General features: G+C 69.9%; 18 protein-coding genes and 5 pseudogenes. 12 read left to right on the top strand and 11 right to left on the bottom strand.

All coding sequences use genetic code 11. The annotated features are described in order from the left end of the window. Positions 1–102: 102 nt before the first annotated feature. On the top strand, positions 103–516 hold the full coding sequence (locus IE287_RS16850; RefSeq protein WP_189849879.1) for an Imm10 family immunity protein: 414 nt from the start codon (positions 103–105) through the stop codon (positions 514–516). Positions 517–553: 37 nt separating this feature from the next. On the opposite strand, the gene IE287_RS16845 is transcribed toward IE287_RS16850, so the two are convergent. Then, positions 554–1,585 (bottom strand): hypothetical protein, encoded by a 1,032-nt coding sequence (locus tag IE287_RS16845; protein WP_189849878.1) that lies wholly within the window; start codon positions 1,583–1,585, stop codon positions 554–556. A gap of 211 nt (positions 1,586–1,796) precedes the next feature. Here IE287_RS16845 and IE287_RS16840 point away from each other — a divergent pair. After that, positions 1,797–2,331 (top strand): annotated as a pseudogene (locus tag IE287_RS16840) (hypothetical protein). A gap of 10 nt (positions 2,332–2,341) precedes the next feature. Here IE287_RS16840 and IE287_RS16835 read toward each other — a convergent pair. Next, a pseudogene (locus IE287_RS16835) lies at positions 2,342–3,168 on the bottom strand (IS5 family transposase). A 3-nt stretch (positions 3,169–3,171) separates the two neighbouring features. Next, positions 3,172–3,759, bottom strand: a complete 588-nt coding sequence (locus IE287_RS16830) for a hypothetical protein (RefSeq protein ID WP_189849877.1) — start codon at positions 3,757–3,759, stop codon at positions 3,172–3,174. Positions 3,760–4,274: 515 nt separating this feature from the next. Between IE287_RS16830 and IE287_RS16825 the strand changes: the two genes are divergently transcribed. Further along, complete coding sequence (locus IE287_RS16825) at positions 4,275–4,835, top strand: hypothetical protein (RefSeq protein WP_229883527.1); 561 nt, start codon at positions 4,275–4,277, stop codon at positions 4,833–4,835. 396 nt (positions 4,836–5,231) lie between these two features. On the opposite strand, the gene tpg is transcribed toward IE287_RS16825, so the two are convergent. Beyond that, complete coding sequence (gene tpg / locus IE287_RS16820; RefSeq protein ID WP_189849876.1) at positions 5,232–5,783, bottom strand: telomere-protecting terminal protein Tpg; 552 nt, start codon at positions 5,781–5,783, stop codon at positions 5,232–5,234. Positions 5,784–6,575: 792 nt separating this feature from the next. On the opposite strand from tpg, the gene IE287_RS16815 reads away from it, so the two are divergent. The 4 genes and pseudogenes from IE287_RS16815 (at position 6,576) to IE287_RS16800 (ending at position 9,363) form a co-directional block, all read left to right on the top strand. Next, positions 6,576–7,742 carry a DNA topoisomerase subunit B gene (locus tag IE287_RS16815; RefSeq protein WP_189849875.1) on the top strand — a complete coding sequence of 389 codons (1,167 nt, stop codon included), beginning with the start codon at positions 6,576–6,578 and terminating at the stop codon, positions 7,740–7,742. Between the two features lie 74 nt (positions 7,743–7,816). Continuing rightward, positions 7,817–8,110 carry a hypothetical protein gene (locus IE287_RS16810; RefSeq protein WP_229883526.1) on the top strand — a complete coding sequence of 98 codons (294 nt, stop codon included), beginning with the start codon at positions 7,817–7,819 and terminating at the stop codon, positions 8,108–8,110. Between the two features lie 31 nt (positions 8,111–8,141). Continuing rightward, positions 8,142–8,961, top strand: a pseudogene (locus IE287_RS16805) (IS5 family transposase). Positions 8,962–8,989: 28 nt separating this feature from the next. Continuing rightward, positions 8,990–9,363, top strand: a pseudogene (locus IE287_RS16800) (hypothetical protein). 8 nt (positions 9,364–9,371) lie between these two features. On the opposite strand, the gene IE287_RS16795 reads toward IE287_RS16800, so the two are convergent. Next, complete coding sequence (locus IE287_RS16795; protein WP_268254987.1) at positions 9,372–9,731, bottom strand: NUDIX hydrolase; 360 nt, start codon at positions 9,729–9,731, stop codon at positions 9,372–9,374. A gap of 352 nt (positions 9,732–10,083) precedes the next feature. Here IE287_RS16795 and IE287_RS16790 point away from each other — a divergent pair, with 352 nt between their 5' ends. The 5 genes from IE287_RS16790 (at position 10,084) to IE287_RS16770 (ending at position 15,229) form a co-directional block, all read left to right on the top strand. Next, positions 10,084–11,853, top strand: coding sequence for an ATP-binding cassette domain-containing protein (locus IE287_RS16790; protein WP_229883554.1), 1,770 nt, complete (start codon positions 10,084–10,086; stop codon positions 11,851–11,853). Positions 11,854–11,995: 142 nt separating this feature from the next. Beyond that, a complete protein-coding gene (locus IE287_RS16785; RefSeq protein WP_229883524.1) occupies positions 11,996–12,880 on the top strand; it encodes a phosphotransferase enzyme family protein in 885 nt (294 codons plus the stop codon). After that, the gene (locus IE287_RS16780) at positions 12,877–13,353 is read left to right on the top strand and encodes an NUDIX domain-containing protein (protein WP_189849872.1); all 477 of its coding nucleotides are present in this window, start codon (positions 12,877–12,879) and stop codon (positions 13,351–13,353) included. Before IE287_RS16785 ends, IE287_RS16780 begins: the two co-directional genes overlap by 4 nt. A gap of 20 nt (positions 13,354–13,373) precedes the next feature. Continuing rightward, on the top strand, positions 13,374–14,648 hold the full coding sequence (locus IE287_RS16775) for an MFS transporter (RefSeq protein WP_229883523.1): 1,275 nt from the start codon (positions 13,374–13,376) through the stop codon (positions 14,646–14,648). Continuing rightward, positions 14,645–15,229: a class I SAM-dependent methyltransferase gene (locus tag IE287_RS16770; protein ID WP_189849870.1), complete on the top strand. Its 585-nt coding sequence runs from the start codon at positions 14,645–14,647 to the stop codon at positions 15,227–15,229. The genes IE287_RS16775 and IE287_RS16770 overlap by 4 nt, the downstream gene beginning before the upstream one ends. A gap of 128 nt (positions 15,230–15,357) precedes the next feature. Here the strand turns inward: IE287_RS16770 and IE287_RS16765 are convergent, their stop codons facing one another. From IE287_RS16765 to IE287_RS16740, 6 genes and pseudogenes are all read right to left on the bottom strand, one after another. Further along, positions 15,358–15,663: a sulfurtransferase TusA family protein gene (locus tag IE287_RS16765; RefSeq protein WP_189849869.1), complete on the bottom strand. Its 306-nt coding sequence runs from the start codon at positions 15,661–15,663 to the stop codon at positions 15,358–15,360. After that, positions 15,660–16,325: a class I SAM-dependent methyltransferase gene (locus IE287_RS16760; RefSeq protein WP_189849868.1), complete on the bottom strand. Its 666-nt coding sequence runs from the start codon at positions 16,323–16,325 to the stop codon at positions 15,660–15,662. The genes IE287_RS16765 and IE287_RS16760 overlap by 4 nt, the downstream gene beginning before the upstream one ends. A 36-nt stretch (positions 16,326–16,361) precedes the next feature. Further along, on the bottom strand, positions 16,362–16,670 hold the full coding sequence (locus IE287_RS16755; protein ID WP_189849867.1) for a hypothetical protein: 309 nt from the start codon (positions 16,668–16,670) through the stop codon (positions 16,362–16,364). Positions 16,671–16,700: 30 nt separating this feature from the next. Beyond that, positions 16,701–17,003: pseudogene (locus tag IE287_RS16750) on the bottom strand (cation efflux transmembrane domain-containing protein); the annotation flags it as partial. Between the two features lie 145 nt (positions 17,004–17,148). Continuing rightward, positions 17,149–17,862, bottom strand: a complete 714-nt coding sequence (locus IE287_RS16745) for a VOC family protein (RefSeq protein ID WP_189849866.1) — start codon at positions 17,860–17,862, stop codon at positions 17,149–17,151. Between the two features lie 74 nt (positions 17,863–17,936). Continuing rightward, on the bottom strand, positions 17,937–18,724 hold a 788-nt coding region (locus IE287_RS16740; RefSeq protein ID WP_189849865.1), incomplete at its 5' end, for a transposase.

The following is an 18,724-nucleotide window of genomic DNA, read 5'->3' as shown; positions in this document are numbered from 1 at the left end:
GGACGCGTGTCGAGGAACGGTGTGGACTGGCCCCGCCTTGGGTGTGATGACGCTGACGCATGTACTGGGCAACCTGTCTGACCGCCTTGATACAACCTCGTCATGACGTACAGATTCACCGCTCGCGTCGCCACCACGGAAATCGATCCTGACGGCTACTTCACCGAGGCCGCCCTCGCGGAAGGCGAGGACGGCAGCGGCTTCATCCTGATGTTCACGGCGGGGGAGGAAGAGCCCGACGAGCAGGAGGTCGCGCTGGGAATGGACACGCACTGTCTCGTCACCGCCGGCCAGGGCACGGCCTACGGGTGCGTGCGCGAAGCCATCCTGGACGGCAACGTCCTTCGTATCTCGCTGGATCCCGAGGCACTGGAGAGCCTCCGGCTGGACAACGGCGAGATCGAGGCCGTCCTGGAGGCGCCGACCGAGGACGTGGCCCGGTTCCGCGAGATCCTTGCCCAAGTGCTCGCCTACGGGCGGGCGGACGCCGTGCCTACGAGACTGACCGTCGTGTGAGCGTCATGACCGGACGCCGCGATTGGTCACTCGTCGCTCAGAGCAGGCTGGCCCAGGGGGCGTCGTCCGGTTCGGGTTCTTCGAGGTGGAGCATGCGGCGAACGCAGCACAGGAGCCCCGGTTCACCGGATCCCGCGGCGGCGGCCATCCACGGCAGGGCGTCCATGGCTTGTGCGCGTACGTCGGTGGCGAGGATGTCGAAAGTGTGGCGGAGGTCCTCGGGGACCGGTACGTCGGTGAGGCAGAGCCAGCCGATCGCTGCGGCCAGGCGGGTTTCGGGGGCCAGTGTCCGGTCTTGCCACCGCTCACGGATCCACAAGGCGGTCGGCGGGTGGGGGTCGGCCCGGCTGGTCTCGGCGGCGGCAAGGAGCAGGGCGGCGCTGACCAAGGCGTCACACTCCTTGGCGAGCCTGGTGGCGAAGGCGGTTCGGACCGTGTGGTCGGGGTCGGCGGCGGTGGCCAGAGCGTAGGCGGCATCGATGCGGAGGGTGGGGTCGGGGTCGTCGAGAAGGGGCAGGAGTACGGGGGTTTCGGCAGTGATCGCAGCGCGGGCGGCGGCGACCGACCAGCCTGCGGGGTAGCCGGTCACCTCGACGCCGTAGTCGTCGTAGTCGTCGGGAGCGTGGCGCCGCGGATCGGTGCGGTGCACAAGGAGTTCATCGCGGGAGGCGATGCCGAAGTGCCGGGCGCGGGCCGGGGCGGAGAGTACGCCGAGGGCGTCGGCACGGTGTGGGTGATGGACATCGGTGGCGATGGGGATGAGGAACGGTACGGCGAGGGCTGCTGCCGCCCGGCTGTCGTTGGCACACAGACCGCCAAGCACGCCCGTCGCGCGGCGAGCGGAGGTGTCGCCGGTGTGCAGCCGATGAGCGGCCTCCCGGGCACGGTCCCCGTGGGGGAAGTTCCTCCACGGGACGGCGTCGAGGAGGAAGGCGCGCTTGGTCTCGGGCCGGATGCCGGCCACCACCGCCCGGACATCGAACGCGCCTCCCACGAACGAGGCGAGATCCGCTCCGTCCACCAGCGCACGGCACATCGCGAACGTCGGGTCAGTCCGCCAGTCCCCCACACCACACCCCCAGCGTCGAAATTTCCAGAGACTCGATCATGCCTTCCCTGACCGCCCCGACAGCCGCCTGCCAGACGTCCAGAACACCGCCCGGCACATGCCGAAATCCGGAAACCCCCTGCTCAGGGCGAACCTTCCGCCATCGGCGGGCCAGTCATCATGCTCAGCCGCCGACTAGGGCGTGTGTCGGAAGTGCTTTAGGTTGGCTGCTGTGAGTGCGCGGGGGCGGAGTTACCGATACGTCGGGCCGGTGGAGCTGAAGGCTGCGGTCCGGCCTGGCAGCGGCGGGTGCCCGATCCGCTCGGCGGCTGACTTCGACGGTTGGATCACTGAGCGATCGGCAGCAGAGCTGACCGAACCGTTCACCTTCGTGGTCGCCACGGACGGTGTGCTTCGGCTGGCGCCGCGGCGAAGCGGGCACGTGGCCTGCGCTGGTGGGGGCATGGTTCTCAGTGCCGGCGAAATCAGCTTCACGCGTGAGGCACGCTGGTGGACCGTGGGAGAGGTCAGCAACCAGTCCACCGGATACTGCCCGGACGTGACCTCCTGGCCGGCAGTCGCTCACGCTCTGGACGACGTAGAACTTGGGCGACCCTCCGCCTTCACCCACGAGGTGGTGTTCCGGCGGTGCCCCGACTGCCAGGAGCACAACATCGTGCGCGAGGACGACTTCGTCTGTGTCTTCTGCGTGTGTCTTCTGCGGCAGCGATCTGCCGGCGATGTGGAACGTGGATCCCACCGCGTGATGGCTAAGGATCACAGCCACTCGTTGATGGCCGCGACGAGGACGGTCGCCTCGTAGCAGACCGCGAGCTTGTCGTATCGCGTGGCGACGGCGCGGTTCCTCTTGAGGCGGTTGATCCCGCACTCGACCGCGTGACGTTCGCGGTAGTCGACCGGATCGAAGTGCGGCGGTCGGCCGCCCTGGGGGCCGAGCTTTCGGCGGTTGCGTGCTTGGTCGGCCTTGTCCGGGACGGTGCAGCGGATGCCGCGGCGCCGCAGGTAGGCGTTGTTCTTGCGGGAGGCGTACGTCTTATCACCCCGCACCCGATCGGGCCGGACGCGCGGCCGACCCGGCCCGATGCGGGGCACTCGGACCTTGTTGAGCACGGGTTCGAACTGCGGCGAGTCCCCGCGCTGCCCGGCCGTGATCACGATCGCCATGGGCTTCTGGCCCTGCTCCACGGCCAGGTGCAACTTGGTGGTGAACCCGCCGCGTGAGCGGCCCGGTCCGTGATCATCGGGCTCGGTGGAGACATCGCCCGGCGGTTCCTTCTGCAGGCCCCCCTTCTTGCGGGCCCCAGCCGCGTGCTGATGAGCACGACAGACCGTGGAGTCGACGCTCAGGTCCCACGTGATCGCATCCTTCACGTCGGCCAAGGACTGCAGCCGGGTCATGATCCGGTGCCAGGTTCCGGTCCGCTGCGACCGGCGGAACAAGTCGTAGACCCGGCCCCACGGCCCGTACTCGACGGGCGCGTCCCGCCACGGCACACCGGTACGGACCGAAACCGTACACCGTCGATCAACCGCCGCCGAGATCAGACAGGCGGCCGGCCCGCCTTCGTGCCCTTCGGCAACAACGGTTAGTAGCCGTGCTGTACCGGTCCCTCCGGCCGCAGGTCGATCTGCCGGGCCAGCCATTCGCCCCGCTCCATGTCGCCTTCGCGAAGGTGGATGAAGAGCGTGTGATCCGTGGAGGGAATCTCCTGGTAGATGTCCTGGCTGTTGATGGCGATCTGGACGCGGGCGTCCTTGTCGCGTTCCCGCAGGCCGAGCTCCGCGACGGCGGGCCAGGCAAAAAAGTCCCATTCGAGATACCCGGTCCTGGAGCCGACCAGACGGATGAACGTCTCCTCGACCAACCTGGCCGGCCGGGTCTCCAGGCAGAACGACACGGGGAGCAGGGACGTCCTCACCCACAGATCTCCCGCCGCGATACCGCGCTTGATCTCGTCGTTCGCCACGGTCCCGTAGTGATCGACCGCGCTCACCACTGCCCCGGGGAGAGAGGCCGCCATGGCCTGCGCCTCCGCCAGGGGCAGCTCCCGGATCTCCGCGGTGACCACGTAGTCCTCCAGGGGAGTAACGAGGTCCAGCAGGCGTCGCGCGGCCCGGTGGACGGTCGGAAGGTCGGCGGTCCGCAGGACCGGCAAGGCGCTCGATGTACTCATGGCCGCTCACCCTGACACGTCCGGCCACGTTCATGCACACCAGGGCGTGTATCGGGCGGTGCGCCACCGTGATGCCGTCATGCGAAACTCCTGAGGCGAGAGAGCAAGGGGGGTCAGCGGGCGAGAATCGCGGCGACCACGACGAGGGAGACGTCGCCAGCGAGGCGCTGCGGGCTGCCATCCGTGAGACGAAGGTCGGCGGATTGCAGTGGGAGGCCACCGGCCTGTTCCTGGTCACCATCGGCGCCGCATCAGCGGCCTTGCCTTCGGTATTCTGCCCGACCTGAGCGTCGGCCGGGCAGTCCGAGTGGCGGCATGACCTGTGTCCTGTCGCATTCAGCTTGTCTGTGGATCTTGTTTCCAGCTGGAGGGCCGCCACGTCGAGTGAGAACGCTCGGCTCGGGATTCTCAGTGCATCCGGCTTCTGCGGAAGCCGGGCGATGCGAGCCGACTCCCCATAGGACCGCCGGGAGGAACCTCTGGCCTGGTCGTGGCGCAACGTGGGCTCACGGGCTGTGAGCCAACTGGATGAAGTCGGGAAGACGCGCTATCTGGTCCTTCATGACTACGGCATGGGCGGTCTGTGGCGGTGGGTGTGGGCGGACTCTGCCGAGGAGATCGTCAGTGCCTGCGCCGAAGTTGAGGTGATCAGGAACCCGGACGCCGTGAGACGTGCCGAGACATGGGACTTGGAGGAGGTCCATCTTGACGCTCCGGATCCGAATCCGCTGTCCAGCTTCCGCGTGAAGAGGGATGCCCAGCGTGGTCAGCCCGGATTCGCCGTCCTGGTGAGACGGGACCGCGTCTACCTGCGCCGGCCGGAGTTCGAGGACGGAGAGGTCTTCTTGATGGAGCTCGGGCCGGACGGACGGCGGTTGCGGCAGGTGGAGATCGGTCCCGACGGTGGTGCGGTCAGGACGAGTGTCGAGGACTGGCCGTTCAACGCGCCGTTCGATCTTCATGATCCGCAGTATCTGGCTATGGAGATCGGCCGGGGTGACTTCGAGGCGGCATGGCAGCGAGTCATCGCGCCAGTACCAGCCCGTGAAGTGCCGCTGCCCGCGGTACGACGTTAACCGCCGCACCGGGAGCACCGACTCGAACCGAACCCGGGACACCGCCTCCAGCACGGACCTCCGCAGCCCGCCACCCTCAGCATCAGCATCAGCCACTCGACATCGACCAGACCGAGATCCATCGCCACCCCCGGCTCGGCGTACCTGCCGAAACGGCCGTGACAGGTACCGCGAGAACCAGACCAGGAAAATGAGATCAAACCCCACGTACGGGGCAAACGTCGTCGCTCAGCGCGCGACACACTGAGAATCCGACAGCTTCAACGCGACAGGACAGCTCGAAAGCTGAAGCGCACAATCACACTGCATCGTCGGTGACAACAACCCTGCCGGTGTGACAGCTATCGTGCCTCGGCTCATGCCGGCCGCACGGCCACTGCGCGGCGGGGGGCTGGTCTACAACTCGAAGGCGATGCGCTCGATGTCGGTCAGCTCGACGTCCAGGCCGGGGGCGCGCTGTCCGCCGTCGCGGAAGTAGACCTCGCCGAGTACGTCGGCGGTGGCCTGCTGGAGCTCGCGGTCGGTGGCGCCGGCGGTCTGGGCGTCGAGGAGGCGGGCGGCGTGGTGGGGCGGGAGGGCGAGGGTGAGGTGACGCATACGGGCGTCGTCGGTACTGCCCGGGGCGGCGGTGAACCCGAACCGCGCACGGACATCGATCATCAGGCCCTCGGAGGTCGAGGCGGCCTTGCGGGCGTGGGCGCGGACCTGCGGCTGCCAGCGGCGGCGGACCTCGGCGGACATGCGGGCGGCGAGCCCGGCGCGGGGCCGCTTGATCTGGTCGCGGACGTAGCGCTCCACGGTGCGCTGGGAGACCCCGAGGAGGGCCGCGACGGCGCGGGTGCCGCCGTGCTGGCGTACGAGGTAGCGCACCTGGGCGCCGGCGGACTTCGGGGCCGGGCGGGTGAACGCGTCCTGGAGGGCGTCGTGCAGGGCGGCGTCGATGGTCACAGACGGGATCCTTCTACAGGTGGGACGGCAAGCCGACACGAAGGAGAGGGCCTGGATGGCGGTCTGAACGCTTCCCGCGCCTCGCCGAACCAGGAGGGGCCCGGAGCCAGGCAGAGGGGCCGTCAGGAGGTTTGGGCGGCCCGGCGGTACTGCCTCCAGAGGGTGGACCTCCTGGGCGCCGGGCCTCGCCCGCGCACGCCATATCGGCACGGGCTGAACCCGACCCTACGGCGCGGTCCGGGCGCGGTGGGGTCGGTACCGGGGTCCGCGGGACCGGCCCCGCGCGGACGCCGGCCGGAGCTCGGCGCGGCCGCAGGGCGGTCCGGGGCGGCGGTCCACTCCGCTGCGGCGGCGAGACCGACGGCGGTGCGGGCCCACCGGTCGGGCGGGAGGCAGTCGGGGACATCGGGACCGGGACCGAGAGGACTGCGTGGGGCGGTATCCACCCGCCCGGTCTGCGTGAAGCTCTGCTGTCAGAGCCCAGTTGGCCTGGCTGGCCGTGTACGTGCTCCGAGAGGAGCCCAGCGGCGAAGCGAGTGGACACTGTGTTTCGGGCGGGCGTGCGACGCATCAAAATCGGGGGTGTCGGGGTCGCTGGAAATGGGGTCTGCCGCGGTCTTCGCAGCCCCTGGGCTGCCCTCCGAGGGCGGTGTGCGATCTCCGGGGCCGGCGGCCTTCGAGCAGGCACCCACCCGCCCGTCCACGCCCTCGGCGAATAAGTTCTGACCTGCCATTTTACCTAGATCCGCCTAGGCTGGAGGTCCCGCTGGGGACACCATTGAGGGGGACTTAATGAGTGACGCCGACAACCCGTACGACGCCAGCCACATCCAGGTACTGGAGGGGTGGGAAGCTGTTCGCAAGCGGCCCGGGATGTACGTGGGCTCGACCGGCCAGCGTGGCCTGCACCAGATCGTGTTCGATGTCGTGGGCCGGGCGGTCAATGAAGTCCTGGCCGGCCGTGCCAGCACCGTCGGCGTCACCCTCACACCCGACGGTGGCGTACGTATCGCCGACGACGGGCCGGGTATCCCCGTTGAGGCTGCAGGGAACACTGGCGGCTCCGACCTCGAAGCTTTGCTGACCCAGATGCACCCCGGGGCGGAGCCAGGCGGCCGCCACGCTGTGGCCATGAGCCTCTTCGGTATTGGGCCCTGCGTCACCAACGCCCTGTCGAGCCGCCTGACAGCCGAGGTGCGGCGTGAAGGAATCCACTGGGTCCAAAAGTACGCGCGCGGTGTCGCGCTCACCCCACCCACCAGCGCAGGACCGGCGACCAGAGGCGGGACCACCATCTCCTTCTGGCCCGACACCGACATCTTCGAGACGACGGAGTGCTCGTTCGACGTGCTGGCCGAGCGTTTCAGGGAACTGGCCTTCCTCAACCGGGGCCTGGACATCACTCTGACCGACGAACGCCCCCCGATGGGATCCCGAACGGAGCGGTACCGGTTTTCGGGCGGGGCCCGGGACTTCGTCACCTTCCTCGACGCGCAGGCGGGAGCTCCCGTCCACCCGGACGTCATCGGCTTCGAGCGGGAGGATCCGCGGATCGCCGGAACGGTCGAGGTGGCCCTGCGGTGGGGCGGCTCCCACCAGGAGCGGCTCCAGAGCTACGCCAACAGCGAGCCCACACCCCACGGCGGCACGCACACGGCCGGGTTCCGCGACGGGGTGGCGGCCGCGGTCAACGCCCACGTGCGAAAGCGGCGGCTCCTGGCAAAGACAGAGCCCGATCTCAGCGTCGACCAGACCGGCGACGGCCTGACGGCCGTCGTGTCGGTCAAGCTGGACCACCCCGAGTTCTCAGGATCCACGCGCGGCATGCTGGGCAACGCCGCAGTGCACACCAGCGTCGCCGAGACCGTACGAGAACACCTCGGCACATGGCTCGAGAAGCACCCAGAACAGGCCACGGCCATCATCAGCCAGATCATTCAGGGCGCTCGCCAGGGCTAGGCAGATTCTTACGGATCACTGCACAAGACCCGAGCTGTGGGTGGTGTGATGGCTTCATGCGACCTGAGCACTGTGTGACCAGGAACCACATCGAGGTGTGGCAAGAACGCGTGCTGCCGTCGGGGCCGGAACGGATCAGGTTCAAGACGGTGCTGCGCGGCTCCCTCCTGCCGATCCTGGTCTGGACCGGAGTCGCGTGCTTCGTATCCTTCGTCTACGACCCGCTCGTAGCGACGGTCCTCGGCGGTCTCTTCGCGTTGTCGTTCCTCGTGGGATTCGCGATGCGCCGCAGGGCGAAGCACTCGGTCCGCTGCAGCGTCTACGGCGCGCTGGGCGGGGTGCTCGACAAGTCCATGACTGGGTTCTGAGGCGTTGGGGCACAGGTGGCCCCTCGTTGTATTGAGCGTGTTGACCGACGTCCAGTGGGCCAGGATCGAGCCCCTGTGGCCGGACCGGACTCCCCGCCGAGGGGGAAGGCGGCGTGATCATCGGCAAATGATCGACGCGATCGCCTGGAAGTACCGGACCGGATCTCCGTGGATGGATCTACCCGCGGAGTTCGGCTCGCGGAAAGGCGCCTACAGCCGTCTGCGGAACTGGGCGATCGACGGGACCTGGGAGCGAGTGTTCACCACCCTGCCGGCCCAAGCAGAGGCCGATGAGGACCTGAGCCGGGTGGTATCCGTCGACTCCACGGTCGTTCGGGCACATCAGCATGCGGCTGGAACCGCCGAGCCAGCGGACCACGCCATCGGACGCTCCCGAGGCGGGCTGACTACGAAGATCCACCTTGCCGCCGACGGCAACTGCCGGCCGCTGGCTTTCGTGCTTACGGCCGGACAGGCCGGCGACGCGCCCGCCTTCACTGAAGTGATGGCAAGTCTGCGCGTCCCCGCCGTGTCGGGCGTCCCCGGATTCGGCCCGACACGGTTCCGGCCGACAAGGTGTATTCGTCCCGCGCCAACCGGGCTTCTCTTCGAAAGCGCGGGAGCCGCTGCACGATCCCGGAGCCCGCCGACCAGGCCGCCCGCCGCAAACGGCGCGGGAGGCCGGCGGGCGGCCTCCGGCCATCGACCGCGAGGACTACAAGGCCCGGCACGCGGTCGAGTGCGGGATCAACCGGCTCAAGCGCAACCGAGCGGTCGCCACCCGGTTCGACAAACTCGCCGTCCGCTTCGAAGCCCCCGTCCTGATCGCCACGATCGGCGAATGGCTGTGACCGGCCCGAGCCGTCGGTTCCTCATGCCATGCTGACCGCGACCAGGGTCGACAGGGTGAGGGAGAGACCACGAGGGGGGCTCAGTACTACGGCGCCGACAGCGAGAACGGCAACCGCATCGAAGGCCCCTCCGAGGACGCGCTGTTCATGATGATCAGCGACCTCAACGACTCCGACAACACCTTCGTCGTCGTCCAGCCCGACGAGGACGGCCCCGTCTGGTTCGCCTCCGTGGCCGTCCTGGACGGAAACGGCTACGAGATCGTTCGCCGTGACACCACCCGCAACGAACACGAGGTCACCACGGCGACCAGCATCAACGACATCGCCCGCGACCTCACCATCTGGATGGCCGCCCGCGACTTCCCCGGACAGCCAAACAGGCAGGTCAGCGCGTTCTAAAACACCGTCTAGGCCGGTGCCGTGACCGCTCGCCTGATGCGGTCTCCGACAAGACGCTCGGCCACCTCCAGCGGGTACCAGCCGGCGCCGGTCACCTCGGACTCCTGAATGCGTCCGACATCACCGCGGACCGTGGTGAAGGCGTATCCGATGTCCAGGTGGTAGTGCTCCGGCTCGTCCTTCTCGGGCCGGGCCGGCACCTTGCCGTACTCGACGTAGACAGGCGTCGGCGAGACCACGGAGACCTGCCGGGGGTCCATGCCGGTCTCCTCCGTCAGCTCGCGCACCGCCGCCTCGACCAGCGAGGTGTCGGTCGGCTCAAGGTGACCGCCGGGCTGAAGGGTGAGGTCGTATGCGAGGTGCTCGATGAGCAGTTCCCCAGCGCGCCCGGTCGTGCGCTAAAGGTTGCCACCCTCGGCGATTCGGCCAACCTCCTTACCTGTCAGCACCGTTGGAAGATCCGGGTCGATGCATCCGCCACGCTCCGACACGCGCCGAATCTCGGGGATCCCGCCGAGACCGAAAAACACCAGTTCGATATCCCGGCGCGGTCGTTGAGCTACCCGACCGCCCCACGCGACCGTCCAGGAGGAACCGCCGTTGACCTCGACTCCCGTGAACGATCAGCACAAGACCACACCGCCTCCTCCGCCGCCGGCGGAGATCACCTACACCGGGCAGTACTCCATCAACCCGCTCGCCGAGGTGTCCTTTTGGCGGATGTGCGCGCAGATTCCCGCCGTCCTGGGCCGGATCGCGCGGCTTTCCTGGCGGATCGACCGGGGGGCCGTGCAGCTGCTTCTCGGCTGCCAGCTGGTCACTGGCGTCTCGGCCGCCGTGCTGCTGACGGCCACCGCCCGCGCCATGGAACCCGTGCTCGGAGCCGGTTCCGCCGGAGACCGCCTGCGGGGTGCCCTGCCGGCGCTGCTCGTGGTGACGGTCGCCGCCGCCGTGGCTCGGACAGCGGGAGCGGTGGCCTCGTACGCGGGGCGGCGGATCACGCCGCGGTTGACGACGGAGATGGATTCGGCGCTGGTCGAGGCGGTGTGCCGAGTGGAGGCGGCTGCGTACGCGGAGGACGGTTTCTCCGACCGGCGTGAGGCGGCCGAGATGGGGGTGATGCGCACCCACGTGATGGTGGCCGACGCGCAGCAGTTCGTGTCGGCGGTGATCCGCCTGGTCACCGCCGGTGGCGTGCTGTCGGTGCTGAACCCGCTGATGCTGCCGCTGCTGCTGCTCGCCGTGCTGCCGGCCGGTGTCGGGGCCGTGCTGAGCGCGCGGGTGGACTACGAGATCCACTACGGCAACATCGCGGATCGCAACGTACGCGGCATGATGCGCTGGTGGGCCACCGAGTCCAAGTACAGCGACGAGGTCCGCGCGAACTCCATGGTCGACTATCTCGTCTACTGGTACCGGGCTCTGTCGGACCGGTGCGATCGGCGCACCCTGGCCGCCGCGCCACGAACCCTGCGGATCGCTCTGTTGTCCGCGCTCGCCGGTGGCATCTGCCTGGCGGCGACGTGGGGTGCACTGGCGTGGCTGGCGGTCTCCGGCCGGATCGACCTCGCGGTCGCCGCGACGGCCGTGATCGCGGTGCAGACCATGCTCGCCGCCTTGACCCAGGTCGTCACCGGCGGCGCCGCGGTGTTCCACACCAGCCTGTACCTCGGCGACATGCAGAGCTTCCTCGACGAGGCCGCCGACCGCGCGCCCCGGCGGGGTCCTTGCCGTCTGGCCGCGCCGGTGGACGAGATCCGTCTGGAAGAGGTGGTCTACCAGTACCCGGGCAAGGACAAGCCCGCCGTCGACGGCGTCTCGCTGACCCTGCGGCGCGGCCAGATTCTCGCGATCGTCGGGACGAACGGTTCCGGGAAGAGCACCCTGACCCGGCTGCTGACCGGCATCTACCTGGCGGACAAGGGCACGGTCTCGTGGAACGGCATCGACCTCGCCGACGCCGACCCGGCCTCGGTCTGGCGCCTGACCGGCCTGGTGCCGCAGATCTTCGGGCAGTGGCCGCTGCGCCTGCGCGAGAACGTGACCCTCGGCCAGCCGCGTACCCACGACGACGCACTGGTGTGGGAGGCCGTCGACGCGGTCGGGCTGCGCGACGCCGTCGAGGACCTCCCCGCCGGTCTCGACACCCTCCTCGCCCGGGACCTGTGGGGCGGCACGGAGCTCTCCGGCGGTCAGTGGCAGCGCATCGCGTGTTCCAGGGCCCTGTACCGCCGGCCCGAGCTGCTGATCCTCGACGAGCCCACCTCCCAGATGGACCCCCGGGGCGAACACCAGATCTTCGAGCAGATCAAGGCCATCGCCGCCGATCGCATCACGATCGTGGTCACCCACCGCCTGGAGAACACCAAGATCGCCGACCACATCATCGTGATGGAGCACGGTCGGATCACCGAACAGGGCCGGTACGACGACCTCACCCACGGCGGCGGAACCTTCGCCGAACTCCTGGAACTCTCCCAGGACCGCTGACCGACCTCACCGCGCCCCCTGTCGCGCCCCGTCAGGCGGACAGGCCACATCAAGGAGGACCCATGCCCCCGTCCCCCGCCACCAGCGCCACCTGTGACTTGCGCTCCTCGTACGCGTCGCACCCGAGCGCGAGGTGCACGGCGTGAGGCAGACGAAATCCCTGCCCATCGCCGTGCAGCGCTGGGCGGAGCAGTTCACCGGGCCGGTCGTGACCGTGCGCGACGCCTCGCACGACTGGCACCGCTCCCGCGTGTGGGAGCTCACCGGTGAGAGCGGGGCCGGCTGGTACGTGAAGGTCGCGCCCTCGGGGAAATTCTTCGCCCGTGAGACCCGGGCCTACCGAGGAGTCGTTCCCGCGCTCGGGCACGGCCGGGCGCCCCGTCTCCTCGCCAGCCGCGCGGACGACTTGGCGCTGCTGCTCACCGTGGCGCCCGGTGGCCCGGCACCTGGGCTGGGACTGACCGCCGCCGAGTGGCGGTCCGTGCACGCGCAGGCCGGCATGCTGTGCGCCCGGCTGCACGACGCCGGTGCGCTCGACCCCCGCGACCGGACGGAAGCCGAAGCGTCGCTGGTGGCGGCGGCCGATGGCGCGGAGAAGTACCTGGGCCGCGCTGGGGACCGGCTCACCGCGGACGAGCAGCAGCTGGTCCGCGACTACGCGGCTCAGGTCCGCCGCGTCGGGCCGGTGCCGCTCGGCTGCATCCACGGCGACAACCAGCCGAGGAACTGGCTGTGGTCCGAGGCGGGGCTCGCGCTCGTCGACTTCGAGCGCACCCGCCCGGCCGCCCGCGTGCAGGACCTCGTCGTCCTCGCCGTCACCGAGTGGCTCGACCACCCGGACCGCGAGAGAGCGTTCCTCCAGGCGTACGGGCGCGGCCTCACCGGCGCCGAACGGCACGTACTGCGCTGCCTGACCGCGCTGGACGCGGTCAACTGCCTGGCCTGGGGCCCGGATAACGGCCATCCCGAGGTCACCGCCAGAGGCCGGCGGACCCTGGAGCGGCTCATGAAGGAGGACCGGCCGTGAGCAACGTCCATCGCAGCATCACGCACGTCATGGTCCTGCTGCGCCATCCAGCCGACGGCCGGGTTCTCACCGTCCGGCACCAGCCGCGGTCGTGGCACTCCCCCGGGCTGCTCACCGTCGTCGGCGGCCGACTCGAAGCCGACGAGTTCTTCGACGCGGGCGCCGCACGCGAGCTCGCCGAGGAGACCGGCGTCCTCATCACCCCGGGCCGTCTCGAGTGCTGCCCGCTGGTCCACCTTCACGCCGCGGACGGGGAACGGGTGACCGGCGTCGTCTTCCTGGCCAGGGAGTGGGAGGGCGAGCCGTACAACAGGGAGCCGGACACCCACAGCGAGCTCGTCTGGGTCGATCCCGCCAGCCCGCCCGACGACTGCCACCCTTTCACCCGCGAGATCCTCCGCTTCTTCGCCGCCGGGCACCGGTACGCAAACGTGATCGCCCCCGAGCTGGCCGTGGGGGGTGAACCCCGGTGACGGTCGCCGCCGGGACCCGTATGACGACCGCCTGGGCGCTGCCGGCCTACCGGTACCTGCTCGGCAGCGAGGCCGTGACCCTGGCCGGGTCGGGCGTGAGCGCCGTCGCTCTGCCCGCGCTCGCAGTCCTGGAACTGCGCGCCACCGCCGGGCAGGTGGCGACGCTCGCGTTCCTCGGCCAGCTTCCCAGCACGCTCGCTCTCTGGGCCGGGGCCTTGTCGGACCGGCACGCCAAGCGTTTCCAGCTCCTCGTCTCGGACCTGGTGGCCGCCGCGGCGCTCACCACGATCCCGGCCGCCGCTCTGGCCGGAGTGCTCACCATCGGCCAGCTGTACGGGGTGACGCTCGCGGTGGGCGCGGCCAAGGTGGTCCGCGACGCCGCGGCCATCAGTCTCCTGCCGGCCATCGTCGCCCCACACCTGCTGCACGACGCCAACTCCCGCCTGGGCGCGGCTTCCTCGGTGGCCGACAGCGCGGGCAGCAACGTCGGTGCGGCGCTCGTGGGAGCCGCCGGCGCCGCACGGTCACTCCTCGTCGACGCCGCCTCCTTCCTCGCCTCCGCCTGGCTGGTCTGGCGCATCCGCGCGCCCGAGCCACACGTGTCCCCCGTCGGGGCCGAGAAGTCACGCGGCCTCACCCGGGACATCGCCGCCGGCGTGCGCTACGTGATCGGGCAGCCGACGATCCGCACGGTGATCGCGGCCCTGGCCGTGCTGTCCTTCGGCCTCGCGCTGATGAACACCTTCTGGGCGTACTACCTGCTCACCGCGCTCGGTGTCTCCCCGACCGCGTTCGGGGTGATCATGGGCGCCGGAGGCATGGGCAGTCTGGCCGGTGCGCTGCTCACCTCACGGATCACGGACCGGTTCGGCGTGGGCCCGGTGATCATCATCGGGTTCGCGGTCAGTCCCCTCGCCCAGGTGCCGCTCCTTCTGGCCGGGCCCGGCCGCGGCTGGCAGATTGTCCTGGCCGCGACGCTCGCCGCCCAGTTGTTCTGGGCGACGGCCGCGGGAGTCAGCCAGCGCACCCTGCGGCAGATCCTGTGCGCCCCGGCCTTTCAGGGCCGGATGCAGGCGGTCAGCACCACCGTGACCGCCGGAAGCCGTCCGCTGGCCGCCGCGAGCGCCGGCGCACTCGCACGCGTCCTGGATGTGCCGGTCGTCCTCGCCATCGGCACTCTCCTCCAGATCGTGCCGGTCCTCTTGCTGCTGGGCTCTCCCGTACGCACTCTGCGCACCATGCCCGTCCTGCCCGCCCCCGCGGCCGTGCCGCCTGCCCGAGAGGGAACCTCGTGACCGCCATCGCATCCACCGCGAGCCCGGCCCACTGGGAGCCGCTCTGGCACAGCCGCCGTCGCTACCGGCCGCTGTGCCAGTCCGAGGAACAGCTGATGACCGAGCACCTCGGCCCCGGCGAGGGCCGCCCCGCCCTCGACATCGGCAGCGGCGACGGCGGCCTCGCCCGCCACCTCCACCACGAGCTCGGCTACCGCACGACCGGCATCGACTGCTCCCCCAGCGCCATCACCCTCGCCGCCGCCCAGGACACCGGGCCCGGACCGACGTGGCAGTGCCTGGACATCGCCACCGGCGACCTCACGACGCTCCCGGACGCCGCCTACGCCCTCATCACCTGCCGCCTGGTCTACCGGTGGATGGACGACAAGCCCGGCTTCCTCAGCCGTGTCCGTCGCCTCCTCGCGCCCGGCGGCACCTTCTGGGTCGTCACCGAGATCGCCGGCCGCCGCGCGACCACCGACCCGGCTCTCCTCGGCCTCGGTATCTCGCCCGCGGACGCCGAACTGCTCACGGCCGGCTGGTCCGTCGCGCGGACCGCCGACCTCGACGTCCTGCGCTGCTACGCCCTGCGCCCCTGATCACCCGCCCCGCGAACGGAAGGAACTCCATCGTGCTGGACGTCGAGAATGCTGGTAGTTCCGGCTATCACAAGCTGCGGAATACCAAGGCGTTCCCGAGCTGCGGACTGGTTGCGCGGTGGCGCGTGTCAGCCCCGGGAGGACGTGGACGCGGGGTGCCAGGGTGCGTCAGCGCGCGTGGCGCGGGCGTTTGCGGTCAAGCGGATTCCGTATACCGGCTGGCTGCCGGGCAGGGGGCCGAGGTAGTCGTGGCCGACCATGTGGCACCAGGCCGGGAGGTCGAGCGGAGCTGCGGGGTCGGTCGCGATGACGTGGACCACGGTGCCGGCTGGTGCGTCTTCGATCTGTTTGCGCAGGCGCAGCAGGAGGGTGACGCAGAGCAGTCCGGTGCCGTCGACGGTGAGGTCGGCTGGGCGTATCGGGTCTGTGGTCATCGGGGCAGGGTCTGGGTGACGCGCCACAGGCGGCGGGGCAGGTCGCCTTCCTCGAAGGCGTGGACGTCGTCGAGGGTCCAGCCGTCGGCGAGGGAGTCGACGAGGTGACGGGGGAAGAAGTGCACGGCGAAGCCGCCGTGTTCGTAGATGTCGTCGCCGTGGGAGGTTCCGGCGCCGTAGTGGGCGTCGCCGGTGTGGCGGACGGTGTAGACGAACGTGCCGCCGGGGCGCAGGACGCGGCGGATCTCGCCGACGAGGGTGTGGATCTCCTTCGTGGACAGGGCCATGCACAGGAGCATGTGCGCGAAGACGGCGTCGACGGATGCGTCCGGCAGGGGCAGCGGCTCGCGCACGTCGTGGACCGCGGTGGTCACCCGCTCCGCGACGCCCTGGTCGTGGGCCGTCCGCTTGAGCTGTTCCAGGCCGGTGGGGCTGAAGTCGGTGGCCTGGACCGTGAAGCCCTCGCGGGCGAAGTAGAGGGCGTCGCGGCCGTGGCCGGCACCGAGCTCCAGCACGTCCTCGGCTCCGGCTGCACGGAAGACCAGTGCGGCGTGGACGGCGGGGGCGGAGGGCTTCTCGCCGTACATGCCTGGGTGGGCGGTGTAGGTGTTCTGCCAGTGCCGCCGCTGGGCCTCGGCCAGGTCTCTGGCGTCGTCGCTCATGCTCGCTCGCTCCTCTTGCCGACTCTGCCGGACAGCCTAGAGGGCGCTGGTCAGAGCCTGTCGCACCTGGTCGGCGGTAGGCACGCCGGCCAGGCCGTCGGGAGTGCGGTAGAGGCGGCAGCCCAGGGCCGGCGTCCGGCCGGGCTCTGCGAAGGGGTCGTGGCCGTCGATCAGGATCGTGGGCGAGCCGGTGAAGCACGCCGCCTCGGCGCCGGCCTGCTCGGCGATGACACGCGTGTTGAACGCCAGGTCGTTCAGGCCGAGTTCGTCGAGTGCCTGGCGGAGCCGGGCGGCTGCGGGCTGGGTGTTCGGGCAGCCCGGCACGACAAGCAGTTCGACTTCCATGGCGTCCTCCAGCGGGTGGTGTCCTGGGGTTCAGCTGCAGCAGTCACAGCCCGGTCGGCAGCCGCACGCGTCGGCCTCGGCGGCGGGCGGGGTCACGGAGGTCGTGGTGGGTGCGCAGCAGCCCTTGCCCTGCCAGGCGTCACGGCCCTCCTTGACGGCGATGGCGGCGATGACGAGGGCGGCGATCGGGTCGGCCCAGGACCAGCCGAGCAGCAGGTTGGCCAGCAGGCCGACCAGGAGCACCGCGGAGAGGTAGGTGCACAGCAGGGTCTGCTTGGAGTCGGCGACGGCGGAGGCGGAGCCGAGTTCGCGGCCGGCTTTGCGCTGGGCGGCGACTCTGCTGCTTAATTCGGGGTTGGGTGTAGCTCTCTCCTCGCAGGATGCTTGAGCTGCCCGTTTGGTGACGGGGACCTGCCCGACCCTCTGTTGCGCTCCCCGCAGCAGCAACCGCCTGGCGCGGCTCCCGTCGGTTCCGGCTTCACCGGCGCGTGAGCACGCGGAACTCGTTGCCGTCGGGGTCGGCCAGTAGCACCGCGCCGTCCCCGCCGTGGCCAGAGTCGAGACGCTTCGCCCCGAGGGAGAGCAGGCGCTCGACCTCCGCTTGCTGATCGTCGTCCGGCGCGAGGTCGAAGTGCAGGTCCTTGCCGGGGTCCGGCATCAGCGGCGGACCGCCCCACGTGATCTTCGTACCGCCGTTCGGTGACTGGATGGCGGTCTCCTCGTCCTGGTCCCATACCAGCGGCCAGCCCAGCGCCTCGCTCCAGAAGTAGCCCACGGCCTGCGAACCATCGCAGGCGAGTGCTCCGATGAAACCGCAGCCGGCGAGGAAATTGTTGCCCGGCTCGATGACACAGAACTCGTTGCCCTCGGGGTCGGCGAGCACCACATGGGACACGTCCGGTCCCTGGCCGACGTCGGCGTGCTGCGCGCCGAGGTCGAGCGCCCTGGCCACGGTCTCCTGTTGGTCCTTCAGGGAGGAGCTGGTCAGGTCGAAGTGCAGCCGGTTCTGGGCGGTCTTCTGCGCCTGGGCGGGACGGAAGCCGAGGCGGTAGCCGGCGTCATTCCCGGACAGCAGGGTGACGCCGTCGTAGGAAACGTCGGTTCTCTCCAAGCCCAGGACGCCGGACCAGAAATGCGCTAGGCGCTCGGGCTGGTGCACGTCGAAGGAGATTGCGAAGAGTCGGCTGCTCATTTCGCCACGCATCCAGGGTCCGTTGGAGTGCCAACTGTCGGCAGGGCGCCGTGTCAGCGCCTCGAACGAGGATCCTATGGGCGGGCCAGCCTTGGTTGCAGCCGAGTATTCCGCGGCCCCGGAACTGGAGCTACACCCTTCGGGTTTCGGGCTGCGAGTTGGTGGCTGAGGCGGGTGAGTCTGCTGGTCCGGGGCGTGAAGGATGGTTGGCTGGGGTTCCAGTGGGCGTCGAGGCGGATGACGTTGACGGCGGTGGCGGAGAAGGCGTGCTGGAGGCGGATCTTGGACAGGCCGCGGTAGCGGGCCCGGCGGAGGCCGGTGACGTCGAGGGCCTGGTTGATGGTGCCCTCGATACCGGCGCGAAGTGCATACTTGGTCTTCCATGTCTTGGTGGTCTGCTCGGCCCGGGCACTGGCCAGGGTCTCGTGGAGTTCCCGGGGGCGGAGGCTGAGGATGCGGGTGCCGCGTGCGGAGGTGGTGCACTTGTCCTGGGCAGGGCAGCCGTGGCAGTCGGTGCGGGCGAACTGGACGACGATGGCGTCGCGGCCGTGCTGCCGGACGGGGAACCAGCCGGTGCTGGTGCGGCCTTGAGGGCAGCGGGCCTGGCGGACCTTCCAGTCGATACGGAAGGCGCTCTTCTGGAAGCCGGCGTCGGCCCTGTCCTGTGGTGAGTGGTCGAGGAGTGCCGGGGTGACCATGGTGATGCCCTGGTCGGCGGCCTCATGGATGAGGTCTGCGGACGGGTAGCCGGCGTCGAGGTAGTACTCACCTGGTGTGAGGCCGCGGTCGGCGAGGTTCTGCTGGACGGGCCGGGTGGCCTTGACGTCCGGGACGCTCGCCTCGGTGGTGAGGACGTCCGTGA

The organism is Streptomyces omiyaensis (genome assembly GCF_014650895.1).
Classification (GTDB): Bacteria; Actinomycetota; Actinomycetes; order Streptomycetales; family Streptomycetaceae; genus Streptomyces; species Streptomyces omiyaensis.
This window is presented reverse-complemented; position numbering and strand designations above follow the sequence as displayed.